Source organism: Bacteroides luhongzhouii (genome assembly GCF_009193295.2).
GTDB classification, from domain to species: Bacteria; Bacteroidota; Bacteroidia; order Bacteroidales; family Bacteroidaceae; genus Bacteroides; species Bacteroides luhongzhouii.
Map to the genome: position 1 here is coordinate 384273 of NZ_CP059973.1, position 17100 is coordinate 401372.

General features: G+C 36.6%; 9 protein-coding genes. All 9 read left to right on the forward strand.

Going from position 1 to position 17100, the window contains the following annotated elements:
- Positions 1–51 precede the first annotated feature (51 nt).
- Genes GD631_RS01440 through GD631_RS01480 form a run of 9 tightly spaced genes read left to right on the forward strand, consistent with a single transcriptional unit; the run spans position 52 to position 17093 of the window.
- Positions 52–1242 (forward strand): FecR family protein, encoded by a 1191-nt coding sequence (locus GD631_RS01440; protein ID WP_143260032.1) that lies wholly within the window; start codon positions 52–54, stop codon positions 1240–1242.
- A 24-nt stretch (positions 1243–1266) separates the two neighbouring features.
- The gene (locus tag GD631_RS01445) at positions 1267–4635 is read left to right on the forward strand and encodes a SusC/RagA family TonB-linked outer membrane protein (RefSeq protein WP_143260033.1); all 3369 of its coding nucleotides are present in this window, start codon (positions 1267–1269) and stop codon (positions 4633–4635) included.
- Between the two features lie 12 nt (positions 4636–4647).
- Positions 4648–6165 carry a RagB/SusD family nutrient uptake outer membrane protein gene (locus tag GD631_RS01450; protein ID WP_143260034.1) on the forward strand — a complete coding sequence of 506 codons (1518 nt, stop codon included), beginning with the start codon at positions 4648–4650 and terminating at the stop codon, positions 6163–6165.
- A gap of 17 nt (positions 6166–6182) precedes the next feature.
- A complete protein-coding gene (locus tag GD631_RS01455) occupies positions 6183–7037 on the forward strand; it encodes a DUF4843 domain-containing protein (RefSeq protein ID WP_143260035.1) in 855 nt (284 codons plus the stop codon).
- Positions 7038–7061: 24 nt separating this feature from the next.
- Positions 7062–8711: a PKD-like family lipoprotein gene (locus tag GD631_RS01460; RefSeq protein ID WP_223225909.1), complete on the forward strand. Its 1650-nt coding sequence runs from the start codon at positions 7062–7064 to the stop codon at positions 8709–8711.
- Between the two features lie 33 nt (positions 8712–8744).
- Positions 8745–11330 (forward strand): zinc-dependent metalloprotease, encoded by a 2586-nt coding sequence (locus GD631_RS01465; RefSeq protein ID WP_143260036.1) that lies wholly within the window; start codon positions 8745–8747, stop codon positions 11328–11330.
- Positions 11331–11344: 14 nt separating this feature from the next.
- A complete protein-coding gene (locus tag GD631_RS01470; RefSeq protein ID WP_143260037.1) occupies positions 11345–13888 on the forward strand; it encodes a zinc-dependent metalloprotease in 2544 nt (847 codons plus the stop codon).
- A gap of 32 nt (positions 13889–13920) precedes the next feature.
- Positions 13921–14241: a carboxypeptidase-like regulatory domain-containing protein gene (locus tag GD631_RS01475; RefSeq protein WP_143260038.1), complete on the forward strand. Its 321-nt coding sequence runs from the start codon at positions 13921–13923 to the stop codon at positions 14239–14241.
- A 41-nt stretch (positions 14242–14282) separates the two neighbouring features.
- A complete protein-coding gene (locus GD631_RS01480; protein ID WP_143260039.1) occupies positions 14283–17093 on the forward strand; it encodes an outer membrane beta-barrel protein in 2811 nt (936 codons plus the stop codon).
- The last annotated feature ends 7 nt before the right edge of the window (positions 17094–17100 follow it).

Here is a 17100-nt window from a genome sequence, read left to right on the forward strand (position 1 = left end):
TCTTTTTAATCTTCATATTGTCTTATTAACAAATGATAAGACAATAGATATATGAAAATAAAATCTGGTACAGAAGAATTAATAGCCAAATATCTCTTCGGTGATATTACAGAGCACGAGAAAAAACAACTTGACAATTGGATCAAGACCTCTCCACAACACGAAGAGTTTTTCAATCGTTTACGAACAAGCGCATCATTTCGTAAGCGCTACGAGGCATATACACAGATTAACTCACATCAGGCATGGAAACATTTCAAAAAGAAATATTGCCAAGTATCAGTCACATCAATTCTCCTGAAATATGCAGCTATTTTAATATTACCTATAATAATAACAACAGGAGGATGGTACTTTTATATTGCTTCCGAAAAACAAATATCTGACAATCTAGCCTTAGGAGATGCCATACAGCCAGGAATTCCTAAAGCTACATTAATTTTAGCCGGGAATGACAAACAATCGCTTACTCCAACATATCCAACACCAGTTAAAGTTAATCATTCCACAACTGCTATAGCTCAAAATGGTGCGCTCATCTATCCATCAACACCCAATATAAATATAGATATATCTCAAAAACAGCAGCCTGAAATAGTAGAAAAAAACACATTAACAACTGAACAGGGAAACGAATTCAGAGTAACCTTTGAAGATGGAACAACCGTACACCTCAATTATAATACAGAAATACGGTATCCTGTAAAGTTTAGTAAGACTAAACGCATGGTTTATCTAAAAGGGGAAGCCTATTTTAAAATAGCCAAAGATGCTCGTCCTTTCTACGTTGTCACTGACCAAGGAATAATCAAACAGTATGGTACAGAATTTAATGTTAATACATTCACCTCTGGACGAACAGAAGTCGCATTAGTGAAAGGGAGTATCAGTATTATTCCTCAAGGAAGTACACAAGAACAACTCATAGAGCCGGGCCAATTGGCACACATTGAACAGAAAGGTAACAATATATCTATATACAATGTAGACCTCACTCCCTACATAGCATGGAATGAAGGACGACTTATTTTCGAAAATCGTACTTTAGAAAATATTGTCGAAATTCTAGAACATTGGTATAATGTTAATATTTCCTTTGGCACTTCCGAGCTTAAACAACTGCGATTTACTGGTAATATGGATCGTTATGCCACAATCAGCCCGATATTAAAAGCAATAGCACGTACTACGAATTTACAAATAAAAATAGAAGGAAGAGAGATTTTAATCACAGACAATTAATTACTAATTAAACAAGAAGAAAGAATGAGAAAGACAAAAAGTAGAGAAAGAATCCGAATACTTTCTCTGGTAGTAGTATTATTACTATTACCCACAATGATGTTTGCCATTCCAGAAAGTGGCAAAAAAGTAACTTTAAATCTGGAATCTGTCACTGTCAAAGATTTTTTCGATGCTTTAAGACAACAAACCGGATTAAGCTTTGTCTACAATACAGAACAGACAAAGTCACTGAAACCCATCACTATCCATGTAAAAGATGAAACTGTGGATAACGTACTACGTACCGTACTCAATGGCACGGGTCTCACTTACAGCATGGAAAGAGATATTGTCACTATCTCTAAAGTGGAACAACAAGGAAGCAAACGTATCGCAACAGGTATCGTTTCGGATGAAGAAGGATATCCTTTGCCCGGTGTTAATGTTGTGATTAGTGATCTTCAACGCTTTGCCATAACAGATAATAATGGTAAATATAATATAGAGATTCCAGCTAATACTGCATGTACTATCACCTTTTCATATATCGGAATGTCTACTCAGCAAGTAATGATTAATAGTGGTCGGAATGATGTACGAAAAAATATTACTCTAAAAAGTGATACTAAATTAGATGAAGTTATCGTTACTGGAATTTATACTCGTAAAGCGGAAAGTTTTACTGGAGCAGCAACTACTATTTCGAGCAAAGATCTGATGCGTGTCGGAAATCAGAATGTGTTCCAGAGTTTGAAAAATCTGGATCCTACAATATACATTGCAGATAATCTCAATATGGGTTCTGACCCTAATACTACCCCAACAATGTCGATGCGTGGTACATCCAGTTTTCCTACGACTGAAGCCAGTTCGTTAAAAAGTAATTATCAAAATCAGCCTAATCAACCACTATTTATATTAGATGGATTTGAAACAACAGCCCAACATATCATGGATATGGATATGAATCGCATTGAAAGTTTAACGATTTTAAAAGACGCTTCTGCAAAAGCGCTGTATGGTTCCAAGGCTGCAAATGGAGTAATTGTTATTGAAACAAAACGCCTATCCGGTAATGAAACACGTATTGAATATAATGGGAGTCTGTCATTTGAGATGCCAGATCTAACCAGTTATGATTTATGTAATTCATCAGAAAAATTAGAAGTAGAAAGAATTGAAGGTGTCTATACCAGTAGTTCTCCCCAAGATCAAGAAAGACTAACCGCTCTTTATAACAGTCGTAAAAAATTGGTTCTTGAGGGATTAGATACCTACTGGATGTCCAAACCTCTCCGTACTGGCATTGGACATAAACATAATCTGAACATAGAACTTGGTGATTCTCAGAGCCTACGTGCAATATTGGATCTTACTTACAACCAAGTAACTGGAGTTATGAAAGGCTCTGATCGAAAAAACATTTCCGGTGATATAAATATCTCCTACCGACGCAAAAAATTTCTATTCAAAAATATACTATCAGTTATATCAAATAATAGCAGTGATTCCCCATATGGTTCATTTAATGATTATGTAAAAATGAATCCTTATTGGCAAGCAACTGATACAAACGGTAGAATTCTCCGCTATGCAGAATCTCCAACAGCCAATTCTTTATATACTGGCAAAAATATAGCCAATCCATTATATGATACAACCATAGGTACTAGTTTTACATCAAGCTATCTATCTTTTATCGACAATTTTTATACCGAATGGATTATTGCTCCAGATTGGAAAGCCACCTTGCGTATAGGAGTATCACAGAAACGGAATGTAGCTGATAGCTTCTACCCTGCAGATCATTCAGAATTTGTCACATATACTACGGCAGAATTAATTCCTCGACGTGGTAAATACATTTTAGAAAATGGCAAAAGTAGTTCTATTTCAAGTGACCTGAATATTAATTATAATAAAGCGTTCAAAAAACATACAATATTTGGAAATGCCGGATTTTTTATTTCTGAAAATCAATATTCCGCATATCAGCATACAGCTGAAGGATTCGCCAATAATCAAAAAGCAGATATTACTTTTGCTCGCCAATATGCAGAAAATAGTACCCCAATAGGCTACGCATCCATAAATCGTGAAGCCAGCTTCTTACTTTCAGCAGCATATGATTACGACAATCGTTATTTGGTAGATGCCACAGTGAGAGAAAGTGCATCTTCGTTATATGGCTCAGATAAGCGGTGGGCTAATAGTTGGTCATTTGGGGTAGGCTGGAATATTCACAATGAGCTGTTCTTTAAAGATAAAGATTGGATAAAACAATTAAAGATACGTGGCTCTATCGGACTTACCGGTAACCAAAATTTCAATACCAATGCAGCTATTGGTACATATAAATATTTTGCAGGTATCACATATCAAGGACTTTCCGGGGCTTACTTGAACAACTTACCTAACCACGGTTTAATGTGGGAACAAAAAAAAGATTATAACATAGGGGTAGATATGCGTATCGCTGGTCTATCTTTATCCTTTGATTACTACACGGCAGACGTAAAAAACATGTTGACAGATGTCACAATTCCCACTTCAACAGGTTTTAACTCTGTAAAAGACAACTTAGGGTTAGTGCGTAACTCAGGAATAGAAGTAAAAGCAACTTATACAGTCTGGCAAAGCAAAGAGGGATTTTTCAATTTATACGGTAGTCTGGTTTATACTAAAAACAGAATTGTTCATCTCTCGGAAAGCATGAGATCATATAATGAGAAAATGCGACAGCAAGCCACCGAAAAGACAAATTCCACACCAGTAGCCCTTTACGAGGACGGACTTTCTATGAATACAATCTGGGCAGTTCCTTCAGCTGGTATCGACCCACAAACCGGTAATGAAATATACATAAAAAAAGATGGTTCTTATACTTATGTCTATGATTCCAACGATATAGTACCGGCAGGTGATGCAACTCCTAAATATAGAGGAACAGCAGGCTTTTCAGCCGAATACAAAGGAGTCGGTTTAAATGCAACATTAAGTTTTCTGGCAGGTAGCCAAATGTACAACACCACACTAGTTAACAGAGTGGAAAACATCAATATGAATTATAATGTTGACCGTAGAGTATTAACAGGAAGATGGCAGACTCCGGGCCAACAGTCGCAGTACAAAAGCTTGTCCGACAAAAATGCAATAGATGCATATGGAAATCCTACAGAAATGACTCGCCCGACAACCAGATTTATACAAGATAGAAATGAACTAAGTATATCTTCCATCAGTGCGTATTATGAATTCCCCAAAACAATATATCAGAAACTTCATATGCAAAGGCTGAGATGCGCAGTTTATCTCAATGACGTTTATACATTCTCTTCTATTAAAATTGAAAGAGGCACCGCTTATCCGTTTGCGAGAACTTTATCATTCTCATTAACAGGAACATTTTAATATCATGCAGTTATGAAAAAGAAAATAGTAACCATATTATCAATAGCATTCTTCTTCACATCATGTAATAGCTGGTTTGATGTAACTTCAAGTGATGAAATCAGAGAAGAAGATCATTATAGTACAGAGATAGGATTTCAGCAATCTCTCATCGGGTGTTACATCGCAATGGCCGAAGACGATTTATACGGAAAAAATCTATCATGGTATGGATTAGAAAGATTGGGGCATCAGTTTTATCCACAAATTTATGCAGGTTCTGATGCAATACCTTTAGACCTGCATAAATTCGCATATAATAGTGTAGATTTACTCCCTTTCATCGAAGGAATCTGGGCTAAAGCGTATAATGTAATAGCAAACGCAAATGAAGCTCTAAAATATATTGATGAAAAACAATCAATAATGGACCCGATCAATTATCATGTAATAAAAGGAGAATTGCTAGCTATTCGTGCCTACATGCATTTTGATCTACTACGATTATACGGATATGGCAATTGGGAACAACGTTCTTCTGAGTTAAATAATAAATACACTATTCCGTATGCATTAGAAATTTCAAAAGAAGCACCGGCCCAAGTTACCGGAAATGAAGCGATACGTTTCATTTTAACCGACTTAACCGATGCAGCCAATTTACTAAGAGAATACGATCCTGTGACTCAAAAACATAATTTCTCAGAGTATGCAAATGTCAATACAGATGGTTTCTATAATACAAGAAATCTTAGACTTAATTACTATGCAGTGAAAGCTTTAGAATCCCGAGTAAGATTATGGGAAGGAAGTGATAGTAATAAAAGTAAAGCATTGGACGCAGCAGAAGAAGTGATAAAGGCTGCAGAAAATGATATTAATATGACTGAAAATAACCAAAACATCTATACTCTGAAATTTTTAACACCTGAAACCATTAACTCAAGCACTTATAATCTAACAGCAGAACAGTTATTTGGTCTCAGCATACAGAATCTAGATACTAAGATAAAAAATTATATAAAGCCATATTACACTAACAACGATTCCGAAGTAATGTATATAGAACCTGAAACGGCCAATCAAGTTTATGAAAATTCTACTACAGATGTACGTTTTACGACTTTATTAGACCAAAGCCTAACTTCTTCAAGTTTAGGATATGTTCCATTAAAAGTTTATCAACCCTCTACCATAAACCAATACTACAAAAATAAAATATCAATGATCCGTTTACCTGAAGTTTACTACATTGCAGCTGAATGTTGCGCAACGGGAACTCCAGCCAATTTAGAAAAAGCAATGACGTATTTAAATCATGTACGTCAAAAACGCGGATTATATGAAGATTTAAAAAATCTGGATGCCCCCCAAATCGTAAACGAAATAAAGAAAGAGTACAGAAAAGAGTTCCTATCAGAAGGAGTAATGTTTTATTACTACAAACGTACTGGTTCCTTAGAAATTCCTTATCGTTCAGAAATAATGGAAGATAAACAATATGTATTACCATATCCTACCTATGAAATCCAATCCGGTCGGGTACAATAAAAGAAAGGGAATAAACAATGAAAAAAATATTAACACAGATTATTTTATTAGCAATAGCATTTACATGTAATGTTAGTTGTGAAAAAAGTGACATACCATACTATAATAGTGAACATGATGCTGTACGATTTAGCAATAACTCCAAATTTGGTTACCAAAGCCAAGATTCATGTTTATATAACAGTTATAGTTTCATCTCTAATCCATTTGCTGAATATACTATTTTTGAGGTTCCACTTGTTCTAATAGGAAATCCTGTTGATGTTAATCGAGAAGTCAACTACACTATTGAAGAAAAATCTACAGCTCCTTCAGGTTCTTATGAGATTCTAGAGTCTATAATTCCAGCAAATAAAAACAGTGGATACATTCGCATCAAGTTATACAATAGCGAAGAACTAGCCAACTCAACATACGAATTATATTTTACATTGAAAAATTCCAAGAGTTTACCTGTTGGCCCTTCACCATATTTACGTGCCCGACTGTCGTGGAATAGCGCGATTGAAGAACCTACTGTAGTTCGACATATCCAAACCTATAACATGTTGATAGCCTCAAAAAAATCATACATAGACAGAACTAAAGCATGTTACAGTTCCAATGCTTTAAAAACAATTGTTGATGCGTTAGGATGGGATGATTGGGATGATCCAGATGTTCATGGAAGATATTATAATCCTCCCGGAACATATAAATCATATAAATACCTGCCAAGATATGATTTTATCTTATCAGACCTATCATATAAAGGATATGCAGCCAAACTAGGAGATTATATCAAAGCTTATAATATCGCTCATCCGGATAGTCCTCTTACACATGATGGTGGTGATCTAAAAGGACAACCTATAGAAGCTAGAAGTTACTAATTTCAAACTTTATTTTAAAAGATTATGAATATAAAAAATATATCAACAATAATAATGGGGATAATATGCTTCACGTCATGTTATGATGATAAAAGTGAATACGCTACTAATCCCATTGATGAAGTCAAAATTGAAGTTTCTGACGGAAAAACAATCTATATAGGTTATTTGGAGGAATTAAATATAGTTCCTACTATAACTCAAGGAGGAAAAACTGATGTAAAAGGACTAAAATATGAATGGGAATTAAGTATTATCGCAGATATGAATGCAGCAGAATACCAATCCATCAGTACAGAGCCAGAGTTACACGAAATTATAAATAGGCCAATAGCCAATGTTCCCTACTCATTACGCCTTACAGTAACAGACACAACTAACAAAGAAGACTTACAATATCAATATTATTGGAGTGTATATGTACAAAGTTCTTTTTTAGATGGTTTGTTAATATCTGAAACGACCAATGATCAAACATCTGATTTTACTTTAATAGAAAATAAAAATCTTACAGTAAACTATGGTAATAAGGAAGAAAGAATTTTTCGTAATATTCTAGAAAAAGCCAATGGAGCTCCTTATACGGGATTAATGAAGGGGTTAAGATACGAAATGATGGGATATGCCAATGTTGGTACACATACCAATCAAATTTGGGCAATAACAGATAATGGCTGTGTTCGGTTCGATACTGAAGCATTTAAAGAAAACGGGAACTTAGAAGATGGCAAAATCTTAACCTACAAACCAGAAGGCTTAAAAGTTTACAACTTCTTCAAAGCACAAACCCTTTTCTACATGAACACTAATAAAGGAATATACTCTTTCAACACTATAAACTCGAATAGTTTTGGTTGGATTGATGCCGCTGCAAGTCAATACACTATTAATAATACAATAGTAGCATGTAATACATCCGGAGCCCAATATTGCACAGGAATGTGGCTTGATAAAGATAAAGGCAAATTTGTATCCTATGAAGGGACTTTTGTATCACCAACTTATCAAGACTCTTATGCAGCAAACAGTCTATTTGATCCATGCGATATGAAAAATAAGTCAGCAATAGCCGGAGGTATGTCCACGGATAGAAAAACGCCGACTTTTCTTTTAAAAGATGATACATCCGGAGAATATGCTATCTATACCTTTAACCGCTATATTGCAGCTGAAGGTGACTATGATGATGACTGGAACTGGCATGAAACTGCACCTGAGATTCCGGCATCTGCCAAAATGAAGTATGACATACCTTCATCAGGAAAAGTTTTAATTGAAAAGGCCGTTTCTATATTCTTCGCACATAAAGAAGCCATTATGTATATCGCAACAAATGACGGGATTTATTGCATAAATTTTGCCGGTAGTACTGCTATTGTTGAAACATCTCCTAAATATACTCCTACTTCCGGAGAAAAAATTGCATTTGCAAAATTATATCAACAGGGGCAATATATCAATGACGAAAGTTCTGTTATCAGTGATTCTCATGTTTACCCAGAACTTGAGCTAAACAACAAGGCTATAATAATTGCCACTCAAAAAGATATATATGAAGGAAAAGTATACGTAGTCCCAATGACACAAATTGGTACAGGAAACCTGGATATTTCTAAAGCCCTAATCTATGATGGTTTTGGTAAAATCCTGGATGTAACAACAACCGGATATTAATCTAATTTCATAAAAATACATTAAAGAACTGATATGAGAAAGAAAATCCTCTTACTTGCAGCAATGGTGGTAGCTTCGTCTACCACCATTGACGCACAGCGTAAATTTCCATTCTTCTGGAAAAAAAAGAAGGCAAAAACAGAACAAACAACTCCTGCTAAAAAAGAAAGTGAATATGACAAACTATTCAAGAAAAAGCATGAAATAGCCAAAGGACTGATTACTCTCCATCTGCTGGATGGAAAAGTATATTTTGAACTTCCTGTGAATTTAATCAATAAAGATATGCTTATTGGTTCCACTGTCACCAGTATCTCTGATAATGGCAATGCAGTAGTCGGTTCTAAACCGACCGATCTTCTTCACGTAGTATTCACACGCAATAAAACACATGTACAGTTACGTCAGGTAAACACTGACTATATTACTGGTAACACACAAATTGATGAAGCTTTACGCAAAAGTACCCTGGGAGCAATTTTAAGCAACCAAAAGATTCAAGCATACAATAATGACTCTACTGCTATCGTTTTTGATATGAGCAGCGTCTTCCTGGGCGACAATAAAAAGATGAGTCCCTTCGACAAAAATTCTATTTATGGAATGTACAATCGTACAGAGAATTATCAATCCGACTGCTCGTACATTTCACAAATCAAGGCTTTCAAAGATAATGTTTCTATTAAAAGCTGTCTGTCATATACATTCTCTGTCAGCAATTCACAAGGGACATCACTCATAAAAGACCGTCCATTCACCGCAGAAATGACACGTTCCATCATGCTGTTAAAAGAAAAACCTTACCGTCCACGTATGGCAGATTACCGGATCGGTGTATTTTTTACCGGACGCGAACAACTAGGCGAAGGAGCTAAAACGACCGCACCCGTTTACTATGCCAATCGATGGGATATACAACCGTCCGACACCGCCGCCTACTTACGTGGAGAGAAAGTGAAACCCACTAAACAGATTGTCTTCTACATCGATAATACTTTCCCGGAAAAATGGAAACCATATCTGCGGGAAGGAGTCACCCAATGGAATGAATTATTTGAACAGATTGGATTCAAAGATGTTGTAGCAGCCAAAGATTTCCCGACAGATGATCCGGAATTCGATCCCGACAATATCAAATATTCATGTGTCCGCTATGCTCCATCAAGCATTGAAAATGCAATGGGACCATCATGGGTAGACCCACGAAGCGGAGAAATCCTGAATGCCTCCGTATATTTATATCACAATGTCATCAAACTTATCAGCAACTGGTTGTTCGTGCAAACAGCACAAGCCGATAAAGATGTACGCACAGTCAATATTCCGGATGAAATGGTTGGAGATGCGTTGCGCTATGTACTTTCACATGAAATCGGGCACTGTTTAGGATTTATGCATAACATGGGAGCTTCTTCCACCTTCCCGGTAGATTCTTTACGTTCACCGGAATTCACGCAGAAGTATGGTACCACTCCTTCCATCATGGACTATGCCCGCTTCAACTATGTAGCACAACCTGGCGATAAAGAACGTGGCGTTAAATTGACTCCTCCCCGCTTTGGTGAATACGACAAATACCTCATTAAATGGACGTATACTCCGGTATTCAATGTTAATTCTGCAGAGGAAGAAGCAATTATAACAGGCAAATGGATCAGTGATGCCATTAAAGAAAATCCTGTGTACCGATATGGAAAACAACAAGTATATGGAGTTGTTGATCCCCGTTCACAAACGGAAGATATTGGTGACAACTCTGTGAAAGCAACTCGATATGGCATCAAGAACCTTAAGTATATCATGAATAATCTGGAAAGTTGGATTTCTGAAGGTGACGATACATACGAATACCGTGAAGATTTATTTATTGGTATCGTAGAACAACTTGCAATGTATGTTACCCATGTAGCAGGCAATGTAGGCGGCTATTTTGTCAACGAAGTTAAGGAAGGAGACACAATGCCACGTTTTGCACAGATTCCGAAGGCACAACAAAAAGAAGCCCTGAATTATCTATTCGAGATTTATAACGATCTGGATTGGCTTGACAACAAAAACTTGTTAACTAAATTCCCGGTTTCCGGTTCCCCTAAACAAACTATTCAAAACTTCATGTTGAGATATATACTGCCTGTACCTTTCCAGGTATCACAATACGAAGGATTAGAAAAAGATTCATTTACTGCTGCCGAGGCTTTCAACATGATATACAATTTTGTATGGAAACCGACCATTTCCGGACGTACATTAACAGAATCCCAAATGAATCTCCAGAAACAATATATATACATGATGATGCAAACTGCCGGTTTCACAATCAAAGGAGCCGGGAAAGCATTGACCGGAGAAAAACCACTTGACATCAATCACCGCCAGTTCGGATACACTTGTTGTCAGGGACATGCTATCAAAGAGGATGTTATACACAACCCTGTAGCAGGTTTTGAATGGAGACCGTTGAATCGTTTTTCTATGACAGCCAAAGTTACCCAGGCAGATGTATACGCATATATAGCTAAAGCGAAACAACTGATGAAGCAAAAGACAGCCAGTGCATCAGGGAAAACTAAAGCTCACTATGAATTATTACTAAAGATGCTCGACATCAACTTAAAATAAAGGAGGGACAAAAGATGAAAAAACTATTTTTATGGTTGATGGCAATTTTGTTGATTATCGGATCAACAAATGAAGCCAATGCCCGCTCCAAAAAGAAAAAAGGAAAAGCAAAAACTGAGCAACAGACTGACAGTGTTCAAAAGAAAAAAAAGAGTGTCTACGACAAGCTTTTCAAAGATAAGAAGAAGCATACAGTCAATAAAGGGACAATCACAGTTCATCAGTACGAGGATAAGATTTATCTGGAACTACCGGTTGAATTAATGGGACGGGATTTTTTAGTAAACTCTGCCATCACTACTGCAAGTGACATTTCGCTGGCGGGCACAAAAGCTGCTCAAAGTAGGTATCTGATTATTGATAAAACCGATTCATTAATATTATTCCGAGATCCGAAATACAATGTTCGCCTCAACGAACAGGACGATAATCAAGAAGCGGCTTTTGCATTATCTCGTAGTAATGCCATTTACAAAGCATTTCCAATTGAAGGATACACCAGCGATTCAACGGCTGTTGTGTTTAATGCCACTTCCTATTTCTCTTGTTCCAATAAAGATGTACTCAATCTTAGCGGACGCAGTTATGGAGGTATGCTCACAATTGTAAGTGCTTCCCCTCAAAGTAAAACATCTTTTGTGGACTCTGCAGATGCATTCGACAATTGTATCAGTATCACTCAAAACTGTACTGCAAAGTTGAGCATCAGCATCATGGGATTCGTCTCCAAAGAACAACCGGAATTAACAATGTCAGTGCAAACAACATTAGCCCTACTGTCGAAAGAAAAGATGAATACCCGCGAAGCCAACCCACGTGTAGGAACAGGTTATATATCATACACAGACTATCGTAATGAAAAACGTTTCAAGAAAGGATACTATGTAACACGCCGTAATATAACGACACAACAACCTGTTGTCTTCTACATCGACACTCTGATTCAAGATAGCTGGGTAAAAGCCATCCAAAAAAGTGCAGATGAATGGAATATAATATTTGAAGACTTAGGAATAGGAAAACCAATCATAATAAAACCGTATGAGAAAGATTCAACTTTCCGTGCTAATAACCCAATGATAAATACGATTGCTTTCCTGAATAACAACAACTCGGAAGTTACCGCATACAATGTCACTGATTTACGCACTGGAGAAATCTTAAGTACCAAGATAGGAGTACCACGCGACCTTGCCGTCAGCGTACGTCGTAATGGAGTATACCAAATGGCAGAGATTGATCCGCGCTTCCGGAGTTATTACATTGCCGATGAGGTGATCTGTGAGAATCTGACAGCACGTATGCTAAAAGCATTTGGTCTTAGTTTGGGATTGGCAACTAATTTGGCTGGTTCTGCAGCATACTCCCCTGAGGAACTGCGTTCTCCTGAATTTACTCAAAAATATGGTATCACAGCTTCAGTCATGGACAACGTATTATACAATTATCTGGCACAGCCCGGTGATAAAGAAAAAGGAGTGGTATTGATTGTCGACAAACCGGGTGTATGTGATGCATTTACGCTCAAATATCTGTATGCCGCCACCAGTGAAAATGAATCAGACATGTTGAAGAAATGGGCTATGGAACACGATGGAGATCCACGCTATTTCTATGGAAAGCGTTCACCAGCTTATGCTACAGACCCGCGTTGCCAAAACTATGATTTAGGTAATGATCCGATAGCCTCTTTAGATGCACAAATCGCTCATGTGAAATATGTAGTTAAAAATAGTCCTGCCTGGTTTCACGACGATAATATCCCCAATGATTACCGGGAGCTATTTCCTGATTTTGTGATTATTGAATTAATCAATAAAACATTGTCACCTGTATCTTCTTATATCGGAGGTATTTATATCAATGAAGCCAACGAAAAAAGCAATGTTCCTTCATATCAACCGGTATCGGCAGATATGCAAAAGAAAGTCTTACAAAAGATATTCAGTACCTTCTATGATTTAAGCTGGCTGGACTCTAATAAGGATTTCTTGCGTTTAGGTGGTGTCAATCCTGATATGTCAACATGGATTTACAATAACGGGTACCCAATGATGTCTTTGATGTTTCGTTTGATGCGTATGGGATTGAGTGTAGAGAAATCAACTAAACCTTATACCCAAGAAGCATATTTGAATGATATAGAGAAACAATTATTCAAAGAAACTTTAAATGGGAAACCTTTAAGTGCTCCAATGATTGCACAACTGTCTGTATATATCAGTTCTTTAAAAGGAATGTGTCCGACATTAAAGGCTATTGACAAGGCTGTATCAACAAGAGTAACTTCCATTGCTCTCAACGAGCAAACTAATCATAAGTTACAATCATTAGGGTTGCTGACAACTTTTGCCTCTATATCTGCAACAGAAGAGCAATCGGGTATGGAACCTATGACTGCTGTCAATTTCTATGTCGGTACGGATATCGAAGCCATTTGCTATGATAAGTTGAAAAGTGCACGCCGCTATCTAATACAAGCCTGCAGTTTAGCTCATAATGATATTGAGCGTGGAAAGTGTAATTATCTGATAAAAATGATAGATCGAGTTTTATAAATAAAATATTAATCTTTTTAAATTATTGAATTATGAAAAAGCACTTGTTATTTTTTTTATTTTTAGTTCTTGGAAGTATGCTTTATGCACAAGGAATGAAAACTGTCACTGGAGTTGTTGTTGACGAATATGGAGAACCAATGCCTGGTGTTAGTGTGGTTGTTAAAGGAACAACTAATGGAACTGTAACAGATCTTGATGGAAAATTTACTATCACAGTACCTATTGGAAGTATATTAGTTTTTTCATTTGTAGGTTATCAAACAATGGAAGTCAAAGTTGGCGCAAATACAGGTAGCATTAGAGTGGAAATGAAGCCTAATTATCAAAATCTAGACAACACATTGGATTAATCACTCTCACATGAGGATTCTAAATTTATAATGTAAGTGTTATGAAAAGATCTATTTCTATAATCATTCTTTCATGTATACCAATACTCTTTTGTAATATACCTATTCTTTCTGCGCAGGAGGTGGCAAGTACAGATTCAATTATAACACCGAACAAGAGTATTAAATATGGAAAAGTAAAGCTGCGCACAAGTATTATGCAAGCAAGTCTTGATGCAGTCAAGGCAAATCTGATATGTGGTAAAGATACATTGAAAGAAGATTATAAAAGTTCAGATTTTTTCTTTTGGAATAAAGTTCCCGTCGGTATCGCACGAGCCATCGTGTGGGCCGACGGATTCATCGCAGATTCCGATACACTTTATGTACACGAGGGGCAAACTACACAAAAAGACTTTTATCTGACCGACCGCGTTATACAATTACAGGCCGTAACAGTAAAAGGTAAAATTCCCGCTATGGTATATCGAGGCGATACTATCCGTTTTAATCCACAAGGAATCAACATATTGGAAGATGATGTGGCACGAAATATTCTGGAACAAATGCCGGGAGTAGAAGTTTCGGAACAGAGTGTAAAAGTTGCTGGAAAAGATGTAGAAAAGGCATACGTTGACGGCAAAAAGATTTTTGGAGAGAATCCAATGAATGCATTGAATCACCTTCCTGCCAATGATGTTGTATATATATCCGCTTATGATGAAGATGAGCATAAAGAGCAAACACGTAAAAACAGAAAAGGTAAGAAACGCAGAGTTCTGAATATTGAGACAAAAAGCAAATTAGTAAACTCGAAGGAAGGGGATCTAATAGCAAGTATCGGAGGAAATATGGAAAAAAAACAACTTGCAGACCATGATGTACGCTATGGCATAGGAGGTACATTTAACTTCTTCTCCGAGAAAATGTTGGTAGCGATCAATGCCATGCACAACAATTTGAATAGAACAACCAATCAACCGCAAATGTTCCTCAGTACCAAGAATCCATCGCAAACTTACAGTGAAAATAGCTTTGGAGGCATCAATCTGTCCCGTCGTTGGGAAAAAGAGACAGGATTTTATAAAGAAATAAAAGGCAGCTATCAGTTTGCACGAAGCGCAACAGAAGCAAATGCCCGAACTGAACAAGAATACTTCGCTACAGATGCCTTCTGGCAAAAGAGCTATCTAAGTCAATATCAGAATACAAATCAGTATAATAAACATACTATGAATACCGGATTCGGTATGAATGATAAGAAATGGGGCAATTTGATTATTGATTATACATTATCGACTAATCATTCAAAACAACATACATTGCAACAAATAGCAAATAGCATAGATGAGATCCAATCTACCGGCATTTTACAACAAAATGGCAATGGTAAATCTCAAGAGATGCAAGGATCAGTTAGTTGGAATAAATTCTTCGGAGACTGGAACTATTCCGTCAACGCGAACTATTCAAATAGCTCGTCCAACGGAGAAGAAAACCGGGAAAACAAAACACAAAATGAGACTAGTGGAAGTCTACAAGAGATCATAGCCATTCCAACAAATGGAAGAGGAAATAAATGGGAAGCCAAAACAGGATTAAAGCGCATGTTATCAAAAGATAAATATTCATTCATCGAATTAATATACAATTTTGTATCGGACAATCGCCATATCAATCAGCTTGCATGGAACAAAATAACAGGAGAAATAGACCCTACAAATACATATAATTACCGAAATTCTCTGATAGAACATACCCCTGAAACGACAGTTATTCTACCTGATTTGGGAATCTTCAATATTGATATTTCAGCAGGGTGGAAACATTCCATTATTAAGGATAGAAAAGAAACGGCACAAACAATATTAAAAAAATCATTTAACGCATTGAAAGGAGAAGTACAAATCTCTTTAGGAGGAAGATTAAGTGAAAAAGCAGAACACACAATCAAATATACCATAAATAGCCAACTCCCCAATATAGCACAACTACGTTCAGAAGTCAACAACTCTAGTCCTTACTTTATCAGCAGTGGAAATCCAAATTTGAAAGCCAGTACCATACATAAAATTTGGTGGAAAGAACAGTATCGCTTTAATGACTACGGACATTTGATAAATTCGGAATTAACACTAGCTTTCATAAAAAACAGTATTTCCAATAGGAGCACTTATTTTAACAAAGCAACTTACTTGCCTGATTTTAACTATACGGCTATTGCAAATAGTACGCTCAGCAGTTACGACAATCTAAACGGAGCATGGAATACAGATTGGGATATTTCCTGGATGTATCCAATCGTAAAAATCAAATCTAATTTAGAGGTTAGTATTAATAATAAGTATGAACATCTGCCTTACTACTATAATGATATACGGGATATAACGAAAATAAGCACAACGAGGATAGGAGCCAGATTCGCTACCAATCTGATTCCTCGATTACGTACATCGGCCTACTGGAGCGTCCACTATCGGCAAGCCTCCAATAAAGTGAATGACCAATCGAACCGGATATTAACAAATCGTTTAACGGTAGACATGACGTGCACTCCCATATTGAAGTACTTCTTTGCAAAGGTATCATATACCTATCAACATCAGAACAACAAAACCTATCATCAAATTGATAAAGAAAATATCTTAAACATTTATGCTGGAGTGAAAGTATTCAATCGACGGGCAGAAGTAAGCATTACAGCATTTGACTTATTAAATTCATATCATAACCGTATTATCCAAATGAAAGATAACTATACCAGTTATATTGACCGAGAGAACTTCGGGCGGTATTTTACCATAAATTTCTCCTGGAAATTCAGAAAGATCAAAGCGAACCGGATGGATATTTCAAGAGGAGTTGCATGGTAATATGAAT